Annotated in this window: 16 protein-coding genes; 8 read left to right on the forward strand and 8 right to left on the reverse strand. The window is 73.9% G+C overall.

The annotated features are described in order from the left end of the window. Positions 1-28 precede the first annotated feature (28 nt). The 3 genes from WME98_RS02175 (at position 29) to WME98_RS02185 (ending at position 5,640) form a co-directional block, all read left to right on the forward strand. Positions 29-193 carry a DUF1328 family protein gene (locus WME98_RS02175; RefSeq protein WP_044988936.1) on the forward strand — a complete coding sequence of 55 codons (165 nt, stop codon included), beginning with the start codon at positions 29-31 and terminating at the stop codon, positions 191-193. A 39-nt stretch (positions 194-232) separates the two neighbouring features. Beyond that, a complete protein-coding gene (locus WME98_RS02180; RefSeq protein WP_061626598.1) occupies positions 233-499 on the forward strand; it encodes a hypothetical protein in 267 nt (88 codons plus the stop codon). Positions 500-732: 233 nt separating this feature from the next. Further along, a complete protein-coding gene (locus tag WME98_RS02185) occupies positions 733-5,640 on the forward strand; it encodes a translocation/assembly module TamB domain-containing protein (RefSeq protein WP_437949742.1) in 4,908 nt (1,635 codons plus the stop codon). A gap of 58 nt (positions 5,641-5,698) precedes the next feature. On the opposite strand, the gene WME98_RS02190 is transcribed toward WME98_RS02185, so the two are convergent. The 5 genes from WME98_RS02190 to WME98_RS02210 all read right to left on the reverse strand — a co-directional run bounded on the left by WME98_RS02190 (position 5,699) and on the right by WME98_RS02210 (position 12,555). Beyond that, positions 5,699-6,463 (reverse strand): hypothetical protein, encoded by a 765-nt coding sequence (locus WME98_RS02190; protein ID WP_437949743.1) that lies wholly within the window; start codon positions 6,461-6,463, stop codon positions 5,699-5,701. Between the two features lie 445 nt (positions 6,464-6,908). Then, positions 6,909-8,894 carry a hypothetical protein gene (locus WME98_RS02195; RefSeq protein ID WP_437949744.1) on the reverse strand — a complete coding sequence of 662 codons (1,986 nt, stop codon included), beginning with the start codon at positions 8,892-8,894 and terminating at the stop codon, positions 6,909-6,911. Between the two features lie 426 nt (positions 8,895-9,320). Continuing rightward, a complete protein-coding gene (locus WME98_RS02200; protein ID WP_437949745.1) occupies positions 9,321-10,565 on the reverse strand; it encodes a hypothetical protein in 1,245 nt (414 codons plus the stop codon). Positions 10,566-10,573: 8 nt separating this feature from the next. Next, positions 10,574-11,257 carry an RNA polymerase sigma factor gene (locus tag WME98_RS02205; protein WP_437331928.1) on the reverse strand — a complete coding sequence of 228 codons (684 nt, stop codon included), beginning with the start codon at positions 11,255-11,257 and terminating at the stop codon, positions 10,574-10,576. 59 nt (positions 11,258-11,316) lie between these two features. Beyond that, positions 11,317-12,555, reverse strand: a complete 1,239-nt coding sequence (locus WME98_RS02210) for a hypothetical protein (protein WP_437949746.1) — start codon at positions 12,553-12,555, stop codon at positions 11,317-11,319. Positions 12,556-12,870: 315 nt separating this feature from the next. On the opposite strand from WME98_RS02210, the gene WME98_RS02215 reads away from it, so the two are divergent. The 3 genes from WME98_RS02215 to WME98_RS02225 all read left to right on the forward strand — a co-directional run bounded on the left by WME98_RS02215 (position 12,871) and on the right by WME98_RS02225 (position 14,451). Further along, the gene (locus WME98_RS02215; protein ID WP_061628663.1) at positions 12,871-13,248 is read left to right on the forward strand and encodes a hypothetical protein; all 378 of its coding nucleotides are present in this window, start codon (positions 12,871-12,873) and stop codon (positions 13,246-13,248) included. A gap of 79 nt (positions 13,249-13,327) precedes the next feature. Further along, on the forward strand, positions 13,328-13,918 hold the full coding sequence (locus WME98_RS02220) for a DUF4166 domain-containing protein (protein WP_437949747.1): 591 nt from the start codon (positions 13,328-13,330) through the stop codon (positions 13,916-13,918). Beyond that, on the forward strand, positions 13,915-14,451 hold the full coding sequence (locus WME98_RS02225) for a hypothetical protein (RefSeq protein WP_437949748.1): 537 nt from the start codon (positions 13,915-13,917) through the stop codon (positions 14,449-14,451). Before WME98_RS02220 ends, WME98_RS02225 begins: the two co-directional genes overlap by 4 nt. Positions 14,452-14,479: 28 nt before the next feature. On the opposite strand, the gene WME98_RS02230 is transcribed toward WME98_RS02225, so the two are convergent. The 3 genes from WME98_RS02230 to WME98_RS02240 all read right to left on the reverse strand — a co-directional run bounded on the left by WME98_RS02230 (position 14,480) and on the right by WME98_RS02240 (position 17,826). Continuing rightward, positions 14,480-15,367, reverse strand: a complete 888-nt coding sequence (locus WME98_RS02230) for a carbohydrate ABC transporter permease (protein WP_437331933.1) — start codon at positions 15,365-15,367, stop codon at positions 14,480-14,482. Between the two features lies 1 nt (position 15,368). Next, complete coding sequence (locus tag WME98_RS02235; protein WP_437949749.1) at positions 15,369-16,301, reverse strand: carbohydrate ABC transporter permease; 933 nt, start codon at positions 16,299-16,301, stop codon at positions 15,369-15,371. A 112-nt stretch (positions 16,302-16,413) separates the two neighbouring features. Beyond that, positions 16,414-17,826 carry an ABC transporter substrate-binding protein gene (locus WME98_RS02240; RefSeq protein WP_061629827.1) on the reverse strand — a complete coding sequence of 471 codons (1,413 nt, stop codon included), beginning with the start codon at positions 17,824-17,826 and terminating at the stop codon, positions 16,414-16,416. A 554-nt stretch (positions 17,827-18,380) separates the two neighbouring features. Here WME98_RS02240 and WME98_RS02245 point away from each other — a divergent pair. Together WME98_RS02245 and WME98_RS02250 are read left to right on the forward strand one after the other, a co-directional pair. Then, the gene (locus tag WME98_RS02245; protein WP_437949750.1) at positions 18,381-19,661 is read left to right on the forward strand and encodes an isochorismate synthase; all 1,281 of its coding nucleotides are present in this window, start codon (positions 18,381-18,383) and stop codon (positions 19,659-19,661) included. Positions 19,662-19,751: 90 nt separating this feature from the next. Next, positions 19,752-21,899 (forward strand): chorismate-binding protein, encoded by a 2,148-nt coding sequence (locus tag WME98_RS02250; RefSeq protein WP_437949751.1) that lies wholly within the window; start codon positions 19,752-19,754, stop codon positions 21,897-21,899. The last annotated feature ends 51 nt before the right edge of the window (positions 21,900-21,950 follow it).

The following is a 21,950-nucleotide window of genomic DNA, read 5'->3' on the forward strand; positions in this document are numbered from 1 at the left end:
CGACCCCTGAGACCCCTTGGAGGACATCATGCTCGGCTGGACTGTCACCTTCTTCATCATCGCGATCATCGCTGCCATCTTCGGGTTCGGCGGTATCGCCGCGAGCGCCGCGTCCATCGCGAAGATCCTGTTCGTCGCGTTCCTGGTGCTCGCCGTCATCTCGCTCGCGCTGGGGCGCCGCGTCCCGTCGTGATCCGCCGCGCCCCGGCGCGATCCAAGGAAAGGTGGAGCCATGAAGAACGCTTCGCAGCAATCAAGCGGTGAGCCCGCCCGGCCCGGCGCGCCGCAGGTGAGCCCTCCTGGCGAGAAGCCGGAGAACCCAGGCTCGCCTGGCCGGACCTCACCGGACCGCGAGATCCAGCTCCCCGGGACGGAGCGGCCCGGCGGGGATCCGGCGCCGAGGACGCACCAGCCCGAGGTGCCGGCGCCCACGCACACGCCCGAGGTCCCCGACCCGTCCCCCTACGAGGTCCCGCGCCACGACTTCCCGCGCGCGTAGGACCGGGCCGCAGCAGGCCGCGAGCGCCCGCCGTCCAGCCGACGGCGGGCGCGCGCGCATGCCGGAGGACGCGCCTCGCCCGCCACCGGCTGGACGTCCGTCGCGCTCTCGGGGAGATCTGCATGAGGCCGTCGGGCCTCCCCGGATTTGTCGGTTCGACGGTCTCCCAGAGCTGCGGTCCCGCGCGCCATCCCTAGCTGATCTCTATGCCCGACCCGCCCACCCATCCTCCCGTGCCTGGCGCAGCCGTCCCGCACCGGCAGGGCCGCTTCCGCCGGGCGCTCGCCCGCGCGGCCTCCGTGACGGCCAGCGTGATCGGCCTGGGGGGCGTCTTCGTCGCGGCGGTCGGGGTCGGCGCGGTCGTCCACCTGAACACCGCCGCGACCCGCAACCTGACACGGCAGCTCGTCAACGACGTCCTGCGATCGAGCCTGGAAGGGCAGATCGAGATCGCGCGGATCGACCGCCTCGGCATCTTCGCGACCGATGTCTCCACGGTGACGGTGCGCCACCCCAGCGGGACGGAGCTCCTGCGCGTGAGCGGCGTCCACGCCGAGTTCAACGCGCTCTCGATCGTGAGAGAGCTCCTGCTCGGCGACGGCGACCTCGCCATCACGATCCCGCTCGTCCGGGTCGCCGACGCGGATGTCCTGCTGGAGCAGGACGAGCAGGGCGCGCTCACCCTCGCCGAGGCGTTCACGCCGAAGCCGTCCGAGGAGCCGCCCGCCGAGGCGGGGCGCCCGCTCCGCCTCGAGCTCTCGCGCGTCGTCCTCGATCGCGCCGCGGTCCACGGCACGGTCGCCCCCGGGAGCCCGATCGACGCGGCGATCGAGGACCTCGCCGGCGGCATCGTCGTCGCGGACCGGAGCCGGTACGCGCTCGAGCGCGTGCGCATCGCCGAGCGGCGCCTCCTGCCGGTCCCCATCGAGGTGACCCGCGTCTCCGGGGACGTCGACGTCCCCACGGACGCGCCCATGGCGCTCACCGCGAAGCTCGAGGGGAGCGTCGGCGCGATCCCGCTCACGGCCGAGGGGACGCTGAAGGACGAGCGCCTCTCGGCGCGGGTCGCGTCGCCGCGCGTGACCCCCGAGGCGGTCCTCGCGATCGACCCGAGCGCGCCGCTCGCGCGGCCGATCTCGGTCCTGGTCACGGCGGACGGGGCGCTCTCGGACCTCGCCGTGACGGCGCGCGTCGCGGTCCTCGATCCGCTCGTCACCGACGACGCGGTGACCGGCGAGATCACCGCCCGCGCCCGGCTGGACGCGCTCGATCCGAAGCGCATCACGGCCGAGATCCGGATCGCCGAGCTCGACCCGCGCGCCTTCGCCGGGGCGGCCCCGGCCGCGCGGGTGAGCGCGGAGGCCCGCGGGGAGATCCACCTCGACGACGAGGGCGGCCCGCGCGTCGTCGCCGAGGCGAAGACGAAGCCGTTCCTCATCGTGGGGCAGCGCGTGCCGGCGACCGAGGCGCGCGCGACCTTCGAGCGCGGCGCGCTGCGCGCCGCCGCGACGATCCACGAGCCCGGCGCGCCCATCGAGGCCACCGTCGCCCTCTCCAAGGAAGGGGAGATCCAGTTCGAGGCGCAGAGCGAGATCCCGTCCCTCAGCGCCGTGCAGCACGTCCCGAGCGGCATCCACGGCAGCGCCGCGCTGCACGTCGAGGGCGCGCTCAAGAACGACGAGCTCGACGCCAAGGCGACCGTGCGCGTCGCCGGGCTCCGCGTCGGGTCGGATCTGCGGCTCGGGCGCGGCGAGGTCCGGGCCAAGGCCAGAGGTCCCCTCGACAAGCTCACGGTCGAGGGCACGTTCCGGGGCGCGGATCTCCGCGCGCAGCAGTACGCGTTCAGCAGCGTCGCGGCGAGCGTCGCGGGGCCCGTCACCGCGCCGCGCGTGCGCGCGTCGCTGGCCAGCGCCGAGCGCCGGATCTCGGCCTCGGCCGATCTCGACATCGAGCGGAGCGAGGCGCGGCGGATCCGCGTGGAGGTGGCGCGCGGCGAGGACGAGATGACCGCGCAGGCGGCGCGCGTCGCGTGGGACCGCGGCATCGCGCTCCGCGGGCTCGAGCTGCGCGGCGACGGCGTGGGCGAGCTCGAGGGGAACCTGTCGCTCGTCGGCAATGAGGTCGAGGGCGACCTCCGCGGCACCGCGATCCACCTCGAGCGCATCGCCGAGATCGCCGGGGTGCCGCTCGGGGTCGGGGGCCTCGCCAACATCGACGTGTCGATGCACGGCCGGGGCAAGCGCCGCGCGGGGCACGCGCTCATCGAGCTCGAGGACGGCTCCCTCCCGGGCGTGGCGCCGCGGCTGTCGATGAACATGACCGCGCGCGTCGAGGGCGAGGCGCTGAAGGCCGACGGGCTGGTCCGGCTGATCGCGCCGCCCGAGCCCCCTCCGGCCCGCTCGCGGGAGGCCCTGCGCCAGGGCGCGACGCCGGGCGAGCCGTCGGCCACGGTCGGCGACCTGGCGCGGCGGCCGAGGACGCCGCCGCCCCCGGTGTGCCAGGGCGCGATCGCGCGGGTGCTGATCGACGGGGACGCGAAGGCGCTGCGCGGGCCGCTGCTCTCGGGGCGCACCTGGGAGACGGTCACCGGCTCGGCGCGCATGGACGCCGACGCATGGCAGCTCGGGTGCCTGGCCCAGGCGTCGCCGGTCCAGCTCGCCCTGAGCGAGCTCGCGGGCCGGCTCACCGCGCGCCTCGCGGTGGCGCGCGAGGCGGGAGAGCGGCTCCCGTCGGTGCGGAGCCTCTTGATCCGCACCGAGGGCCTGCGCGCGGCGGGGCCCATCGACGAGACGACGGGCGCGCCGGCGTGGGTGTCGAGGAAGCTCGACGCGCGGATCGCCGGCGATCTCGACGCGAAAACGGGCGACGCGCACGTCACGCTGTCGGTGTTCGACCGCCAGCTCGTGGCGGAGCTCTCGGCCGCGGTCGACGCCGATCTCCCGGCGCTCATGGCGGATCCGGCCGCGGCGCTCCCGCGGATGCCGGTCGCGGCGCACCTCAGCGTGCCGCGCCGCCGGCTCAACGATCTCGCCGAGCTGGCCGCCCTCGGCAAGAGGACCCCGGTGCTCTCCGGCTCCGCGGGCCTCGACGTGTACTTCGCGGGGACGATGGCCGATCCCCGGCTCGTGGCCCGCGCGACCGCGACGAACGTGGGCGGCAACGGGGGCCGCTCGCCGCTCGGCAAGCTCCGGCTCGACACGCTGCTCGTCTACGACGGGCGCGACGCCGCGCTCGACGCGTTCGCGTTCCGCGGCTCGCGCACGTACATGACGGCGAAGGCGAAGGTCGGCGCGAACGCCGCCGCCTTGCTGGGCGGCGCGGGGGGCGGTCCGCTCCTCAGCAAGGGCAGCCTCGAGGCGAAGATCGCGGACCTGCCGCTCTCGGAGATCCCCGTCCTCGCCGACATGCAGATCGGCGGTCAGGCGCGCGGCGAGGTCGCCGTGCGGGGCCTGTTCGAGGCCGCCCCCGAGGTCGAGGCGCGCCTCCAGTTCCCGGGTCTCTCGCTCGGCCCCGACGTGCGGTACGAGACCGCCGAGGTGTCGCTCGACATCGCGCCGCCGGGCGGCGCCGGGCGCACCGCGGCGGTGGCGAACGTGCGCCTCGTGGGGCGCGACGGCGGCCGGCTCGAGGCCAAGGCGGAGGCGCCGATGAGGTGGGAGGCGAACGCGATCCCGACGCTCACGGACGACGAGAACGCCAAGGTGTCGCTCGCGGTCGATCGCTTCCGCCTGGCGGCGCTGGAGCCGTTCGTCCAGGGCTCGGTGAACCGGCTCGACGGCACGCTCGACGGCGAGGTGCGGCTCGGGCTCGGCGCGCAGGCGGGCTTCTCCGGTCAGATGCGGCTCACCGACGGCCTGGTCCACGTGGCCACGATCGGCCAGCCGTTCGAGAACGCCTCGTTCCGCGTCACGGCGAGCCCCTCCGGCGAGCTTCGCATCGACGACATCCGCGCCGAAGCCGGCAGCGGCCAGGTCCGCGGCAAGGCGACGCTCCAGATGGAGGGGTTCGCGTTCCGGAGCGCCCGCGCCGAGCTCGAGATCCCGGAGGGCCGGGATCTCCCGATCGCGCTGGAGGGCGTCCCCATGGGCGACGCGCGCGGCCGGGTGGTGCTCGCGGCGGAGAGCCGGGACGAGCAGATCGTCGTCCGCGTCGACGTGCCCACGCTCAACCTGACGCTGCCGCCCACGATCGGGCGGAGCGTGCAGCCGCTCGACGAGAACGAGGACATCGTCACGTCGGCGCCGCTCAGCCGGGAAGAGTACGAAGCGCGGCGGGCGCCGGCCGAGCCGACCGAGGAGGCGAAGAAGCGCGAGGGCGGCACGCCGCTGCTCATGGACGTGCGCCTCGGCAGGATCGGCGTCGAGGGCGACATGGTGCAGGCCTCGCTGTCCGGCGATCCGGAGCACCCGATCCGGATCAAGGTCGCGGGGGAGACCCAGATCGAGGGCAACGTGAAGATCCTCTCGGGCAAGCTCGAGGTGATCGGCAAGGAGTTCGAGATCGAGCCCGGCGTCGTCGCGCTGCAGGGGGATCCCTCGAACCCGTACCTGAACGTGACGGCGTTCCACGACACGCCGGAGGGGACCCGCATCTACATCGACTACGAGGGGAAGCTGAACCCGATCACCGAGGAGAAGGTCACCTTCCGTTCGGAGCCCGCGCGCCCGGAGAACGAGGTGATCGCGGAGCTCCTGCTCGGCAAGCAGTACGCGGAAGGGACGCTGGCGGGCGGCACGTCCACCGAGGAGCCCGGCTCGGGCGGCGGCAGCAACGCGGCCGGCGGGGTCGCGGCCGGCGTGGGCACGGGGCTCGCGTCGGCGCAGATCAACATGATCCTGCGGAGCATCGGCCCGCTCCAGAATTTCGAGACGCAGCTGGACACGACGGACCAGGGCGCGCTGAAGACCACGGTGGGCTACCAGCTCGGGCAGCGGGTGACCGCGAGCGCGAGCTACGAGGCGGGGCCGACGGGGGGGGAGGGGCAGGGGGCCGGCTCCCCGAGCAGCCCCGCCGCCGCGCGAGCCCGCACCGAGGTGAGCCTCGAGTGGCGGTTCCGCCGGGACTGGTCGTTGCGGGCCGGGATGGCGACGGGCGAGAGCCCGGCGACGACGCTCGACCTGCTCTGGAAGCACCGGTACTGAGCGCGATCCGGCGCGGGGCGCGCGCCTCGCGACGGCGGCGCGCCCCGCGCGGGTCGGCTCACCGCTTCACGCAGATGCCGCCGCAGTCCGCGCCGATCGCCGGATCGCAGTCGTCGCCCGGGTCGTCGATGCACACCAGCCCCTCGGGGCACGGGCGCGCCGTGATGCCGCCGCACGCCACCGGCGCGGGCTCGGGCGTCACGCAGATGCCGCCGCAGTCCGCCCCGCCGTGCTCCGGGTCGCAGCCGTCCGACGGGTCGTCGATGCACAGCTGCCCGTCGGGGCAGTCCAGCCCCGCGAAGCCGCCGCACGCCGGCCCGGGCTTCGGCTCCACGCAGATGCCGCCGCAGTCCGCCCCGCCGCGCTCCGGGTCGCAGTCGTCGTTCGGGTCGTCGATGCACACCAGCCCCTCGGGGCACGGTAGCCCCGCGATGCCGCCGCACGCCGGCGCCGGCTTCGGCTCCACGCAGATGCCGCCGCAGTCGGCCCCGCCGTGCTCCGGGTCGCAGTCGTCGCTCGGGTCGTCGATGCACTCGAGCCCGTCGGGGCACGGCAGGCCCGCGAAGCCGCCGCACGCCGGCGACGGCGGCTTCGGCTCGACGCACACGCCGGGGCAGTCCGCCCCGCCGTGCTCCGGGTCGCAGTCGTCGGCCGGATCATCGACGCACTCGAGCCCATCAGGACAGCCCGTCCCGAGGAACCCGCCGCACGCCTGAGGGCCCGGCGGGTCCGTCGTTCCTCCGGTGTCGCCGCCGCCTCCCCCTGGGTCGCAGCCCACGAGCCCGATCACGATCAGCAAGAGCCCTAGTCCTTTGTGGCGCATCAGAACCTCCGCATTGTGCTTGTCCGAAATCCGGCGTGGCCACCAGCGCGGCGGCCGCGCCGCGAGCCCATCGCGCGGGCGCTGCCGACGAGGACGCCCCCGGTGTGATCGTCCGCGCCACCTGCAGCGCTGCTGCGGTCTGCGCCCTCGAGCAGCGCGTCGTTCGAGGGCCGCGTCCCACCATGCGCCCGCCCAGAGGCAGCTTCGGTGCCACTGGAAATCGCTGAATTTCGCGCGGAGCTCTCGACGTCGAGCGCGATCACCGCGATCGGGATGTCTTGCTGTGTGGCAGTTGTGCCAACGGCTTGACGGGAGGATCTCGGGGCCTCGAGGGCGGAGGCCCTTCCCATGGGGGCATGGATGGCGCGCCCGGTCGGCGCGCAGGAGGCGCGCCGACCGGGCGCGGGTCACGGGACGCGGTCGCGGGGCGCGGCCGCTGCCGCGGTCAGAGCGACGCGTCGAGCCGCTCGAGCACCGCCCGGATGACCGGCGTGTAGCCGAAGTCGCCCAGCTCGCTGTCAGGATCGTTCGTCTGCGCCGGGCAGATCGAGCCCGCGATCGCCTGATCCCCGAGGCTCTTGAGCACCCGCAGCTCGCGGATGCCCGGGTAGGCCTTGGCCTTGATCTGCGTCGTCGTCCGCGCGCTGGGATCCGCCGGGTCGTTCCCCTGCTGCGGCGCGCACAGCGGGTTGTCGGTGGCCTGGCCCGCGATCTCCCTGCAATCGCAGCTCTGAGTGTTCCCGGCGCATTCGCGCTCCTCGACGTCGAAGATGCAAGCGTACTGGAGGTCGCCGGTGCCGCCCCCCGGGATCGTGTACTCGCGGCCGTTGATCGCGTTCCACCCCGTGGCGCTCGGCGGGACGATCGCATCGCCGGTGATCGGGTTCGCGCCCGCGCGCGGCGCCATCGACTCGATCATGAACGGGTCCGCGGGCGGGACGTTGTTCGCCGGATCGCCGACGACGAGGTCCCAGACGTTGTTGGAGCTGCCGGGCAACGTGGAGCCGAGCTCGGCGGCGCTCTTGAGCCCGCCGACCGGATTGCCTTGCTCGTCGAGGCCCGCGTCGAGGTCGGGGACCCCGAGGGCGTTCTGGCGCGCGAGGTCCTGCCACGGCACCCCGACGATGCCGGTGAAGATGACGTGCTGCGGCCCGCGGGTCAGGGTGTTGCCGTCGTCGGGGTGGGTGAAGATCGGGTTCGGCACGAGGTCTCCGGCCCGCGTGGCCACGTACGGCGACGAGAGCGCGTTGGTGTAGCGCTCGAGCGGGTAGAGAAAGTCGAACCCGAAGCGGCGCTTCTGGTCCCAGCACCGGGAGTTCACCGGGTCCTCGGACGCGGAGAGCCTGGCGGGGAAGCCGTCGGCGCCCGTGCAGGCCGGGTCCGGGGGGCACCCGTCCTGGTTCTGGCTGCAGGACTTGCAGCACGCGTGATTCGGGTCGATGGCGCACTCGCTCCGCGGCCGCCAGAGCCTGAAGCCATTTCTGGTCTCGGCGACGAGGTAGTTCCTGCCTTCGTCCCGGATCGAGCAGTCGTTCTCGTCGGAGAGCATCACGATGAGCAGGAGCGAGTCCGGCCGGAGGAAGTTCCGCCGCTGGGTCAGGAGCGTCTCATCGACCCCCATCGGCGTGGCGACGTCGCCTCGGATCTCGATCCGCTCGTAGGGCTCGGGATCGGCGAGGAAGCGGTACATGCTCTCCAGCGGCGCCTCGAAGCCGCACCCCGCCTGTCCGACCCCGGCCACGATGGCGCTGAGCTTGCTGTGAAGCGTCGTGACATCGGAGTCCCCTGCCGGATCGTGGGCTCCGGCCGGATCCCACACGAGGAAGCCCCTGTCCTGGTAGGTCGGCAGATCGTTCGAGCTCGACTCGTTGGAGCGCGCGAGGAGGTGGGCCATGTCGACGTTCGAGGGGGACGTCATCGCGGGGCAGGCGCTCGACCCGTGGCCGCCGAGGCTGCTGCTGATGACGCCGATGTGCATGTCGTGCACCGGGTTGCGCACGCGCGCGGTGCCCGCCGGGCACGCCTCGAACCCGGTCGCGGGCTGCTCGGCGTCGCTCACCGGCACGCCGCTCGGGTTCACGCAGATCGGGTTGACGATGTTGGACACGAGGTCGGCGGTCGCCAGGCGCAAGATCTGCTGTTTGTCCGCCATCGATCCGGAGTTGTCGATCACGAAGAGGACGTCGACCTTGTCCGGCGTGAACTCCGGCCAATCCACGTTCACCCCCCCCGAGGCGCTGCTGGTGACGACGCTGCTGGAGCTGGTGGCGACGTCGCTCCCGCCGACGCCGCCTCCGCCGCTCCCGCCGACTCCCGAGCTCGACGAGCTGGTGTTCGCCCCTCCGAGCGAGATCTCCACTTGACATGCGGCGAGCGACACGGCGCTCACGACGACAAAGGGCGATACGGTCCTCAAAAGCCTCGATGACATGGCTCCTCCATGAGCGGCCCCGAGCGCCGCCGCCGAAAGCCTGCTGTGACAGAGCGTGAAGGGGCGCTCGCCCCGCTCCCCATTTCAAAAAAGCATCTCCCCCACAACAAACGTCCCACGCCCTCCCCCTCCCGCACCCAAGACGCCCCCTCCGCAAAAACCGAGCCCCCCGATCCAAGGATTCAAATCGCGCAGACACTAAGCACGCAGCCCCCCGCGCTCTCCATGCCTCCGCGCATTGCTCCCCCCATCGCTCTGCCGCGCATCGCGCGCCCCTCCCCTCCTTCCAACCAGCGCATCCAGAGGGGGGCTATTCCGCACAGGAGACGGGCCCATATCGGCGTTTTCGGCGCGCAGGCGTACTCCTGTACGCCGAGCACCGAAAACGTCGAGATGGGCCCGTATCCGAAGCGGAATCGCCCCCCTCTAGTGGGTGAAGGAGTGGAGGCGGGAGACGTGGGGGCTGGAGGGGTAGGCGCGGAGGAACGCCGATGCGCGCTGCGCCGCGGCCGCGCGCTGGCCGCTGTGCCAGAGCGCTTCGATGGTGAGCGCCTCTCGCTCCTGGGCCAGCGCGCCGCCCGGGAAGCGGAGCCGCGCCTGCTCGGCGATGACCAGCGCGCCGGCGGCGTCGCCGCGCCGGAGCGCCGCGCGCGCGTCGGCGAGGAGCGTCAGCTCCTCGCGCAGCCGGCTCTCTCGCGAGGCCGCCGGGCTGGCGGCCCCGTCCGCGAGGGCGGCGCCTGCGGCTTCCGGCGCGGGCGTCCCTTCCGCCTCGGGCGCGGGCGTCCCTTCCGCCTCCGCGGGCGCTGCCTCGGCGACCTCGGCCACGTCCGCGGGCGGCGCGCTAGCGACGCGCTCCCGCCGCGGTGCGTCCGGCCTCACGGGAGCCGCGGCCGTGCGGGGCCTGGCCGGCGCGAGCGACCGGTCCGCCACCGCCTGCGCCGCCTCGGCCGGCGCAGGCGCTTCGGCCGGCCGCGCCGCCTCGGCCGGCGCAGGCGCTTCGGCCGGCCGCGACGCCTCGACCGGCGCAGGCGCTTCGGCCGGCCGCGACGCCTCGGCGTACGCTGCCGGCCCTTGCGCCAGCTGCGCCGCCGGCGGCGCGACCTCGACGACCTGAGCCGGCGGCGCCGCGCTCGGCGGGGCCACGACGGCATAGCCGGCGAGGAACAGGCCCCCGCAGGCGGCGCCGAGGAGCATCGACTTCACGATGCCCGCGGCGCCCGCCGCGCCCGCGGCGGCGACCGCTGCCGCCGCGCTGGCGGTGCCGGCAGCGCCGGCGCCGCCCGCAGCGCCCATCGCGCCCGCAGCGCCGACCCCTGCGGCCGACGCCACCTTGCCCGCGGACGCGGCGGCGGCGATCTTGCTCGCGGACGCGGCGGCGACCTTGCCCGCCGACGTGGCGGCGGCGACCTTGCCCGCGCCGCTCGCGGCAGCGCTCGCCGCGCCCCCCGCGTTCGCGGCAGCGCTCGCCGCGCCCCCCGCGTTCGCGGAGAGCGCCCCTCCTCCGGCGCCCTGGATCCCGCCGAGCGAGGCCGCTCCGGCGAGGCCGAGCTGCGCGGCCATCGCGGCCCACACCCGCTCCTGCGCGCCGTCGGGCGGGTCCACGGGCGGAGCTGCACGGAGGAGATCGCGCTCCGTGTCGAGCGCGCTCACCTCGGCATCGAGCCAGCGCACGGGATCGCTCATCGCTCCCCTCCCGCGCGCTTCCAGAGGGAGCGCCGTTCGACCCCCGGCAGGGGGAGGACGATCGAGGAAGGCCCTGGCGGCGCCGGGCCCCGCTCGAGGGCCGGGAGCCCGGCGTCGACCGCCGCCGCCTTCAGCACAGGCTGCGATTTCGTGGGCGTGGCCCCGCCCACGCGGAACTGGTCGCGCGCGTTCAGGCGCACGACCGCGCGGCGGAACGCGTCGCGCGCGAGGCGCAGGCGCGAGTAGACGGTCCCCAGCGGGACGTCGAGCAGCTCGGCGACCTCTTCGCCGCCCATGCCGTCGAGCTCGAAGAGCGTGAACACGGCGCGTTGCTCGAGGGGCAGCTCGTCGAGGATGGCCTCCAGGAGCTCGATCGCCTGGCGCCGCTCGGCCTCGGCGCCCACGTCGGCCCGGTCGTCCGCGCAGTCGAGCAACGGCTCGTCATCGTGAGCGCGCCGCCTCATGTGCGCCAGCTTGCGCCGGTCACGGGCGACGTGGAAGCAAATACTGTAAAGCCAAGTTGTAACTTTTGAGCGGTTCTCGAATTCCGGCAACCGCCGATGGACGACCAGGAACACGTCCTGAACCGCGTCGGCGGCGTCGCTCTCGGGCACGCCGAGGCGTCGCAGCGAGCGCCAGACGAACCGGAAATGCTGCGCATAGACCTCTCCGAAGGTCATTCTGTCCTGCCGCTCTTCGCCATGCTCACCCCGTCTGTGGAGGGTCTCCTGCCTCGCCATCAGAAAATCGACACGCGGGCGCTCAGGCCGACGAGCAACCCGACCGGCGACGGGTCGAGCGCGGGGTCCTCGGTGACGGCGGCGCCCGCCTCGGCGCCGGCGCGGCGCTCGATCGTGACGCGCGCCCGCACGACCGGCGCGAGGAGCGTGGCGCGCGCGGCCCACCCGAGCGCGCGCGTGCCGAAGAGGGGGCCTTCCGCGAGGGCCGAGGCGCCGAGGGCGAACCAGGGTGCAGCGGCCTCGCGGTTCGGGTCGAGCCCCTTGCCTGCGCCGTGGACGGCGCCGAGCAGCGACACGGCGCAGGCGGAGAGCCGGAAGCCGTCGAGCTCGCCGAGGAGCGTCGCGCAGCCGCGCGCGGTCGCGGCGACGAGCCCGACGGAGACGGCGCCCGGGGCGATCTCGATGTCCTGACGCGGCAGCCACACCGCGCCGAGCCCGGCGGACCAGGCGCTGCGCCGCAGGGAGACGTCGGCGACCGCGGCCGGTCGGAACAGATCGAGCATGCCCATGGTCCCCGCGGCGCCGAGCTCCAGCGCGACGTCCCCGCGCGGCGCCTGGGGCGCAGGGCGCGGCGGCGGGACGGCGACGGGGGCCGGCGGAGGGGCGGGCGCGGCCGGGGGCGGTGCGGGAGGAGGCGCCGGCTGGCTGTCGAGCAGGATGGCGACGGTCAGCGCCACCGCCTCGACGAGCTCGTCACAGGTCGCGCCCGCCTCGGACGAGAGCTGCCGGGCTCGTCCCCCCGCCTGGAGGACGGCGGTGTAGGTGGCATCGGTGCGGAGGAAGTGCACCTCGAACTCGGGTGCAACGCCGGTGATCGCCGGAGCGGCGGCGGCGCCGGCGCTGCTGGGCGCGCCGGCGCCTGCGGGGGCGTCGCCGGCGGCTGCCGGCGCGCTGCCCGGGCCTGCCGGCGCGCTGCCCGGACCTGCCGGCGCGCTGCCCGGACCTGCCGGCGCGCTGCCCGGACCTGCGGCGGCGTCGTCGACCCCCGTGGGAGCGCCGCCCGAGCCTGCCGGTCCGCCCGCGCTCGCCGGCTCGACGGCGCGTCGGTTCATCACGCGCTCGATCGCGGCGGCGAGCGATGCCGCATCGGGGCAGTCGGCCGCCGAAGGCGCCCGGTGGACGGCGAGCCGAGGGAGCGGCGGGGCGCCCAGGGCGACGCGCGACGAGCCGAGGGAGACGGCGCACAGGGCCAGGACGGCGCACAGCGCACCCCGGCGCGAGGGATGAGGGCAGGTCACGGGGGCTCCCATTACCGCAAGGAACGGCGTAAGCGGAATTAGGACGCGCCGGCCGCGACGGCCTTGGGCCGACGCATCGCGATCTCGAACGGCCACGGCCGCCGATCCGCCCCGGCCAGGCTGACGTGACGAAGCAGGAATGCAGCGGCGCTCGCGGCGCCGCGCGCGTCCGAGGAGGGCGCCGCCGCCGCTCCCGCGCGCGACGACACGCCGCGCGATCGCGGGGACCGGCGACGCGGGCCGCGCGCGCCGCGCGCGCAGGATCGGAGCGGGCCGCGAGCACCGCGCGCGCAGGATCGGATAGAGTGGCGCCCCATGAACTCCTACGATCTGGTTACGTGCACGAGCTGCTACGGCGAAGGCGAGATCAACACCGACGCCGGCCCCTTTCTGTGCAAGGACTGTAACGGGAACGGCCGCATCTATCCGACCGGCGAGCAGATCGAGGAGCGCATCCGCGAGATCGAGGTCGCCCTGGAGCGCCACCCGCTGGAGGCGCGACCGGAGACACGGTGGCTCGTGTTCGAGCTGCGGCGCACGCGCAAGCTGCTCTGGCAGATCCGGTCGCTCTGCGAGGAGACGGAGGGCGACGCGGAGAGCGCGCTCCTCGTCAAGATCCGCGACCTGGCCGACGCGGTCGTCGCCCCGAGGAGCCCGGCGCTGCCGCGCGAGATGCTCCCCGAGGACGGCTGACGAGAGGTCCCACCGGACGGGCGATCGCTCGCGCGAGGCGCCCTCGCGCTCCTGCTCGATCGCGACGCGCGGTGCCCCGATGCCTGCCCTCTACCCTGCCCTCCTCGGCTCCGCGTGGGCCGCGCTCGCGCCGCCGGTCCGGGCGCTCCACGCGGGCGGCGCGCGCGCCCGCGGCCGCTTCCGCGTGCGCCGCGGCCGCGGGCTCGCGGCGCGCCTGCTCGCCGCCCTGCTGCGCATGCCCGCGGCGGCGGAGGACGTCGTCGTGACGCTCGCGGTCGAGCCCTCGGGCGACGGCGAGCGGTGGATCCGCGCCTTCGGCGGCCGACTGCTCTGCTCGTCGCAGTGGCGCTCGGGGGATCTGCTGGTGGAGGCGCTCGGCCCGATCCAGTGCTGGTTCCGGCTCCGGGCCGAGGGCGGCGCGCTCGTGTTCGAGCAGGCGCGGTCGACCTTCGGGCTCCGCGGCTTCGGGCTGCCGCTGCCCCGCTGGCTCGCCCCGCGGGTCGAGGGGCGGGCCGAGCCCTCGCGCGACGAGGTCTGCGTCGACGTGCGGATCTCCGCGCCGATCGCCGGGCTGCTCGTCGCGTACGAGGGCCGCGTGGCGGGCGAGGAGCGAGGCGCGGCGCCCTCCGCGCGCGCCGTCGCGCCGCCGCCGCCAGAGGGCGCCGCGTGATCACGGCGCTCGTGCTCCTCGCCGTGCAGGGCGCGCTCGGCGCGTTCGACACGCTCTACTACCACGAGTGGCGCGCCCGCCTGCCCGGCGGCGTGCCCGGCACCGCGCCCGAGCTCGTGCTGCACGGCGCCCGCGATCTCGTGTACGCGGTGCTCTTCGCGTCGCTGCCCTTCGTGCGCTGGGAGGGGCTCGCCGCGTGGGCGCTCGCGGCGCTCCTCCTCGCGGAGATCGCGATCACGCTCCGCGACTTCATCGTCGAGGACGACGTCCGGAGGCCGCTCGGCGGCGTCTACCCGGGCGAGCGGGCGATGCACGCCGTGATGGGCATCGTCTACGGCGCCGCCCTCGCGCACCTGCTCCCCGAGCTCCGGCGCTGGTCGCTCGCTCCCACCGGCTTTTCCCGCTGGGACGCGCCGCTCGCCCTCCGCGTGATCCTGCCGCTCATGGCCGCCGGCGTGCTGCTCTCGGGGCTGCGCGACCTCGGCGCCGTCTACGGGCCTCGCTGGCTCCGCTTCCCCTGGGGGCGCGCGTGATCCGGCGCCCGCGCCGCGCGCCGCCCCGTCAGCCCTTCACCGCGCCCGCCGTGAGCCCCGCGAGGATCCGGCGCTGGAAGACCAGCGTCAGCACGACCAGCGGCACGGTCACGACGATCGACGCCGCCATGGTCTGGCCCCAGGGGATCTCGTAGAGCCCGCTGGTCGTCGTCGAGAACGCCTGGATGGCGTAGGTCACCGTGCGCTTGTCCGGCGTCTGGGTGAACGAGAGCGCGAACAGGAACTCGTTCCAGGCGGCGATGAAGGCGAGGATGCCGGTCGTCGCCATCCCGGGGACCGACAGCGGCAGCATGATCCTGGTGAACACCTGCCACGGCGTCGCGCCGTCGACGTAGGCGGCCTCCTCGATCTCGCGCGGGATCGCCTTCAGGAAGCCGGTGAGCACCCAGACCGTGAAGGGGAGCGTGAAGATGAGGTACGTCAGGACCAGCGCCGGCAGCTGGTTGTAGAGCTTGAAGAAATTGATCATCTCGAACAGGGCGCCGAGGACGGCGATCTGCGGGAAGATGGTCATCGCCAGGACGACGTAGAGGACGGCGCTGCGCCCGCGGAACCGGAACCTCCCGAGCGCGTAGGCGGCCAGCGAGCCGACGGCGAGCGAGAGGGCCGTGACCGAGACGGCGACGATCACGCTGTTCAAGAGCGCCGTCTGGAACTCGCCGTTGTCCAGCACGAGGCGGTAGTTCTCGAGCGTCGGGCGCCCGGGCCAGTAGCGGACCGGGGTCGTGAAGAGCTCGTCGTCGGGCTTGATGGAGGAGACGAACGCCCAGACGAACGGGAAGACGGTGAACACGACGACCGCGGCGACGAGCAGGTAGAACAGCGCCCGCAAGACGCGCTGCGCCGGCGAGCGCTGCACCCCCGAGCCCGGCGAAGAACCTGAAGGACCGTTCATCTCACGCCTCCTCGGTGCGGAACACCGCGAGATAGATCAGGATGAACACGGCGATGATCAGGAAGAGGGCGACCGAGATCGCCGAGCCGTAGCCGATGTTCGAGACGCTGACCAGCGTCTGCTGGGCGTACGTCGCCATGGTCTGCATGTCCGGCCGGTTGCCGAACATGACGAAGAAGACGTCGAACACCCGAAGCGCGTCGAGCGTGCGGAAGATGAGCGCGACCAGCATCGAGGGCTTGAGGAGCGGCAGGGTGATCCGGGTGAACTGCTGGAGCGGCGTCGCGCCGTCGACCCGCGCGGCCTCGTAGAGATCGCTCGGGATGAGCTGCAGCCCGGCGAGCAGGAGGAGCGCCATGAACGGCGTCGTCTTCCAGATATCGATGATGGCGACCGCCCAGAAGGACACGTCGGGATCGGCGACGAAGGCGACGTTGCGCGGCAGGACGCCGAGCCGGTTGACGAGGAGATCGTTGAAGACGCCGTAGACGTCGTTGTACATCCACTTCCACATCTGGGCGGAGATGACGGTCGGTATGGCCCAGGGGATGAGCATGGCCGCGCGCACCGCCGAGCGCCCCTTGAACTGGGAGTTGACGAGGAGCGCGACGCCGAGCCCGAGGGCGAGCTCGCTCAGCACGGTGACGACCGTGAAGAAGACCGTGAGCAGGACCGCGTCGTGGAAGTAGCTGTCCTGCACGAGATCGACGTAGTTCTGCGCCCCGACGAGCGTCGCCGGCTCCCCCGTACCGAGGCGCGCGTTCGTGAAGCTCAGGTAGAACGTCTGGGCCAGGGGGTAGAGGGCGACGAAGGCGACGACCACGAGCGTCGGCAGCAGGAACAGCCAGGCGCGCCGCTGGCGCCGCTTCTCGAACGACGCGCTGTCCGCGCGGGGCGCCGCGCTCGCGGCCTCTCTGTTCTCCGGCGTGCTCATGGGACGCTCCGTTCTCGCGAGGTGGTGTGGCCGGGAGATCTCGGGCTCCGACGCCGCCCGCCGCGGCGTGCGGCGTGCGGCGTCGAAACCCGGGCGACGCGACGGCGCCGGGTCAGCGGAGCGCGCGCGTGAGGCGCTGCTCCACCTGCCCGAGCACCGCCTTCGGCTCCTTGCCCTGGAGGACCTGGCTCACCCCCTGGAAGAACGCGATCGACGCCTCGTTGTACCGGGCGCCGGTGCTGTTCGAGGGGCGCGGCACGAGCGCGATGTCCTTCGCGTTCGCCAGGAAGGGCAGCGACTTCACCACGTCCGGGTCCTGCTGCACCGACGGGATGGTGGGGATGAACGAGCCCGCGGTCGCGCGGAACTTCTGCGCCTCGGGGCTCGTCATGTAGCGGACGAACTCGATGGCCGCGTCCTTGTTCGGCGAGAACTTCGAGACGGCGAGCTGCCACCCGCCGACCGTGCCCGAGCTCTTCTGGCCGGGCTCGTGCGGCAGCGGGCCCGCCCCGAACTTGCCCTTGATCGGCGACTTGTCGGCGTTGCCGGCCGCGTAGGCATAAGGCCAGTTGCGCATGAAGGCGGCGTGGCCGCCCTGGAACGTGTTGCGGGCGTCCTCCTCCTCGTAGCTCGTCACGCCGGCGGAGGAGATCGAGCCCACCCAGCCCTTGGCCCGCGCGAGCGCCTTCTGGGCGCCCGGGTTGTTCACGGTGATCTTGCCGTCCTCGATGATCGCGCCGCCGCCGTGCGAGGCGATCCACTCCAGCGCGTTGCACGTCAGCCCCTCGTAGGCCTTGCCCTGCCAGACGAAGCCGAGGAAGTTCGGATTGCTCGCCCGCTCGCCGTCCTGGATCTTCTTCGCCATCTGCTCGAGCTCGTCCCACGTCTCCGGCGGCTTCTTGTAGCCGTATTTCTCCAGCAGATCGGTGCGGTAGTAGAGCAGCCCGAAGTCGGTGAACCACGGCATCGCCACGAGCTTGCCGCCCACCGTGTTGTTCCGCACGATGCTCTCGATGTGCTGCTTGGCGGCCTCGCCGAGCTTCTCGTTCAGGTCGACGAGGTTCTGCGCGAAGGCGCCGGGCCAGATGACGTCGAGCATCATGACGTCGACGTCCCCGGACTGCGCCTGGAAGAGGCGCTGGTAGACAGCGTACGTCTCCGTCGCGTCCTTGGGCCTCGGGATGATGGTCACCTCGATGCCGGTGTCCTGCTGGAACTGCTTGACCATTACCTTGTCGAGCTCGGCGCCCACCCCCAGCGGCTCGCTGTAATATTTGAGCTTGCTTCCGGCGTGCTTCTTCGCCTCGGCGGCGTTCGGCACCGCGGGGGGCTGCGCCTTGATCGCCGTGTCGCCCGGCGCCTCGGCGACCGCGGTCGTGGCGGCCGCGGTCGTGGCGGCGGCGGGAGGGCGGCTCTCGCCGGCAGGCGGGCTCTTGTCGCCGCGACAGGCGCACAGCCCGACGACGAAGAGGAGGAGCGCTGTGGCTCGCCACGCGCGGGGGTCATGTTGCCGAGTGGGGTCCATCGCAGGATCCTTTCTGAGCTCAGTCCTGAAGAATTTCGACATGCCCGGGGCCTCGGAGCTATCGAGACACGCCGCTCCCGAGCGCCGCGAAGGTGAAGCTCGCGGAAGCATCGGACAATTGCGCGCTCCGGGGCAAGGGATCTCATGCGTCGCTCCGCAGGCGCCGAGAGCGAGCGCCCTCGGATCACACAGAGGACGGAGCACCGCTCTCTGTGCTGACGGCGGGTGGCGCGGCCGCGACAAGGCGTTTGGCGAGCGCGACAGTCGGAGATGAGACGCGGGGCGAGGTGCGCGGGGCTTCGCGCGGCGAGCGCGCATCGTTTGCGCGAAGCAGGACGCGCGTCCGAGAGCGCCATTTCAGCGGCCGAACGCCGCGCCCTCGGGCCCTCGACGCGGGCTGCTTTGCGCTTGCGGAGCCTTTCCGGAGGCGGTAGAGCCGATGCTGCGCGGCCGGCGCTCGCGATCCGGCATGGAGCCGCGGGCTCTCGGCCTGCCGGTCCCAGGCTGGTCCTGCCGGGCAGGACGAGCCCGAACCGACCTGCGCACCGCTGTGCATGACCCCCCTCACGCTCTCCTCTCCGGCCGACGCCCCCCGCCTCGCGGCACGGCTCGTCGCCCGCACCGTCCGGCTCGACGCTGACACGCTCGCGAGGATGCCCGGCGGCATCTCGGCGCTCGCGGGGGACGGCGCGCGCGTCTGGATGCACCCCAGCGCGCAGCTGATCGCCCACGGGGTCGCCGCCCGCCTGGAGCTGCCGCAGGGCATCGAGGGCGGCGTCGCGTGGATCCAGGAGGCGCTCTCGTCGATCGCCGCCTCCGACGCCGTGGGCCGCCCGGGGTGCGGCCCGGTGGCGCTCGGCGCCCTGCCGTTCGACCGGACCGAGCCGGCGGCGCTCGTCGTGCCGGCCCAGGTCGTCGGCGTGGCGCCCGACGGGACCGCGTGGGTCACCACCGTCGGCGAGGGCGCCGCCCCCGCGCCGCACCTGGAGCGGGCCGAGAGCCACCGGCGCTCGCCCGACAGCTTCACCCTCAAATCGGCGCTCCCGCACGAAGAGTGGTGCGGGCGCATCGCGCGCGCGGTGGCCGACATCCAGCACGGGGACCTCTCCAAGGTCGTGGTGGCGCGCGCGGTCGACGTCGAGGCGAACCGGCCCATCGTCGTCGAGGAGGTCCTGCGCCGCCTCACCGCGCTCTACCCCTCGTGCGCGATCTTCCACGTCGACGGCTTCCTCGGCGCGAGCCCGGAGCTCCTGCTCTCGCGGCGCGGCCGCGCCGTCTCCTCGCACCCGCTCGCCGGCACGTACGCGGTCTCGGCCGACGTCGACGCCGATCGCCGGTTCTCCGAGGTCCTCCGGAAGTCGGCCAAGGACCAGCGCGAGCACCGCTTCGTGGTGGAGGCCGTCGCCGCGGCGCTCGCCCCGGAGTGCGCGTCGCTCGACGTCCCGAGCGAGCCGTCGATCCTGAGCCTCCGCAACGTGATGCACCTCGGCACCCCGATCCACGGCCACCTCAAGGAGGCGGCGCCGGACGCGCTCACGCTCGCCGCGCGGCTGCACCCGACGCCCGCCGTGTGCGGCACCCCGCGCGCCGCGGCGGAGGCCTGGCTCAGCGCGCACGAGGGCATCCGCCGCGGGCTCTACGCGGGGCTCGTGGGCTGGGTCGACGCCCGCGGCGACGGCGACTGGTTCATCGGCATCCGGAGCGCGACCGTCGACGGCGCGCGCGCCCGCATGGTCGCGGGCGTCGGGGTCGTCGCCGGATCGAGCCCGGAGGCCGAGCTGGTCGAGACGCAGCTCAAGCTCCAGGCCATGCTCGCCGCCATCATCCGCCCGTGACCCCAGGGCCGCCGCCCGGGCGCCTCACCCGCGCCGCGCCGGCGGGGCCGCGCTTTCGGCCGCCGCGCGGGCCCGGAGGGGAGCTTCGCCGTGAAGACACTCCTCATCGACAACTACGACTCGTACACCCACATCCTCGGGCAGTACCTCTGGGAAGTGACCGGCGAGGAGCCGCTCGTCGTCAGGAACGACAGCCTCTCGCTCGCCGAGATCAGGGACCTGGAGGTGGACGGCATCGTCCTCTCGCCCGGCCCCGGCCGCCCCGAGCGGCGGGCCGATTTCGGCGTCTGCATGGACGTGATCGAGGCGCTCGCCGACACGCCGATCCTCGGCGTCTGCCTCGGCCACCAGGGGCTCGCGGCGCGCTTCGGCGGGCGCGTCCAGCACGCGCCGCGGGCGATGCACGGCAAGGTCTCGGAGGTCGAGCACGGCGGCACCGGGCTGTTCGAGGGCGTGCCCAGCCCGTTCCAGGTGGTGCGCTACCACTCGCTGATCGTCGGCGGCGACGCGCTCCCGCCCGAGATCGAGGTGACCGCCCGGACGCGCGGCGACGGGCTCATCATGGCCCTCAAGATCAAGGATCGGCCGCTCTACGGCGTGCAGTTCCACCCCGAGTCGATCGGCACGGAGCACGGCAAGAAGATCCTCGCCAACTTCCGTGACATCGCCATGGAAGCAGCCCGCGGCCGGCGGGCTCCGCGCGCCGGCGCGCGCGCGCCTTCCGCGCCGGGGGGCGCGCAGCCGCGCGGCCGCGTGCGGCACGTCCGGCTCCCCTGGGTCGACCCCGAGCGGGCCTTCGCCGGCCTCTTCGCCGCGGCGCCGTACGCGTTCTGGCTCGACTCGAGCGCGGCGGGCCGCGACGGGCGCTTCTCGTTCATGGGGAGCGCGACCGAGGCCATCGAGAGCCGCGGCGCCGCCGCGACGCGCTGGAGCGCCAGCGGCCCCGGGGGCCTCCTCACCCCGGCCATGTCCGAGGGGAGCCCGTTCGCGGCGCTCCGGCGGGAGCTCGCGTCCGTGTCGCTCGAGCCGAGCGGCCTGCCCTTCCACTTCACCGGCGGCCTCGTGGGCTACCTCGGCTACGAGCTCAAGGAGCACCTCGGCTTCGGCGCGTCCGCCCACCCGCGCCGCGCGCTCCCGGACAGCGCGATGATGATCGCGCGGCGGCTCCTCGCCTTCGACCACGTCGAGCGCGCGGTGTACGCGTGCGCGCTCGTCGCGGACGAGCCGCCGCCGCCCTCGCCGGAAGCATGGCTCGACGAGATCGCGGCGCGCCTCCAGGGCCTCCCGGCCCTCCCGGAGCTCGCCCTCCCGCCCGTGCCGGAGGGCTTCGCCGATCGCGTCGCGCACGCGCCGCACCTCTCGCGCAGGGAGCACCTCGACGCCGTCCAGGCGATCCTCGGCGAGATCCGGGAAGGCGAGACGTACGAGGTGTGCCTCACGAACGAGTTCCGCGTGCGGACCTCGGTGGACCCGTTCGCCCTCTACCGCGTCCTGCGCCGCACGAACCCCGCGCCGTTCTCGGCCTACCTCCGGCTGCCGGACGGCGCGGTGCTGTCGTCCTCGCCGGAGCGGTTCCTGTCGGTGGACCGGGAGCGGCGCGTGCGCAGCGAGCCTATCAAGGGGACGCGGCCGAAGGGCGCCACCGAGGAGGAGACGCTGGCCCTGCGCCGCGATCTCGCGACCAGCGACAAGGACCGCTCCGAGCTCCTCATGATCATCGACCTGGTCCGCAACGACCTCAGCCGGGTCTGCGCCATGGGCTCGATCGAGGTCGAGGAGCTCCTGCGGATCACGGAGCACGCGACCCTGCTCCAGCAGTCCTCGGTGATCACCGGCGCGCTGCGCGAGGGCCGCTGCGCCCTCGACGCGCTCGAGGCGTGCTTCCCGGGCGGCTCGATCACCGGGGCGCCGAAGCACCGGACGATCGCGATCATCGACGCCCTGGAGCGGCGCGCGCGCGGCGTGTACACGGGCTCGATCGGGTACCTCGCCTACGAGGGCCCGATGGACATGAACATCGCCATCCGGACCCTCGTCGCCGACGCCGAGGGGGTCAGCTTCGGCAGCGGCGGCGCGGTGGTCGCGGAGTCGAGCCCGGAGGCCGAGTACGAGGAGGTCCTCGTCAAGAGCTTCCCCCTGCTCCGCGCCGTCTACCTCGCGGAGCGCATCGCGGACGCTGGCCGAGCGCCCCCGCCGTGCGCGCGCGCGACGGGTGCTGCGCGCGCAGCACGCGGATGACGTGCCCGACGAACCCGTGCGCGCGGCGAAGAAGCGGGTGCGGCGCGTATG

The sequence above is a fragment of the Sorangium sp. So ce296 genome, assembly GCF_051529605.1.
Lineage (GTDB): Bacteria > Myxococcota_A > Polyangia > Polyangiales > Polyangiaceae > Sorangium > Sorangium cellulosum_D.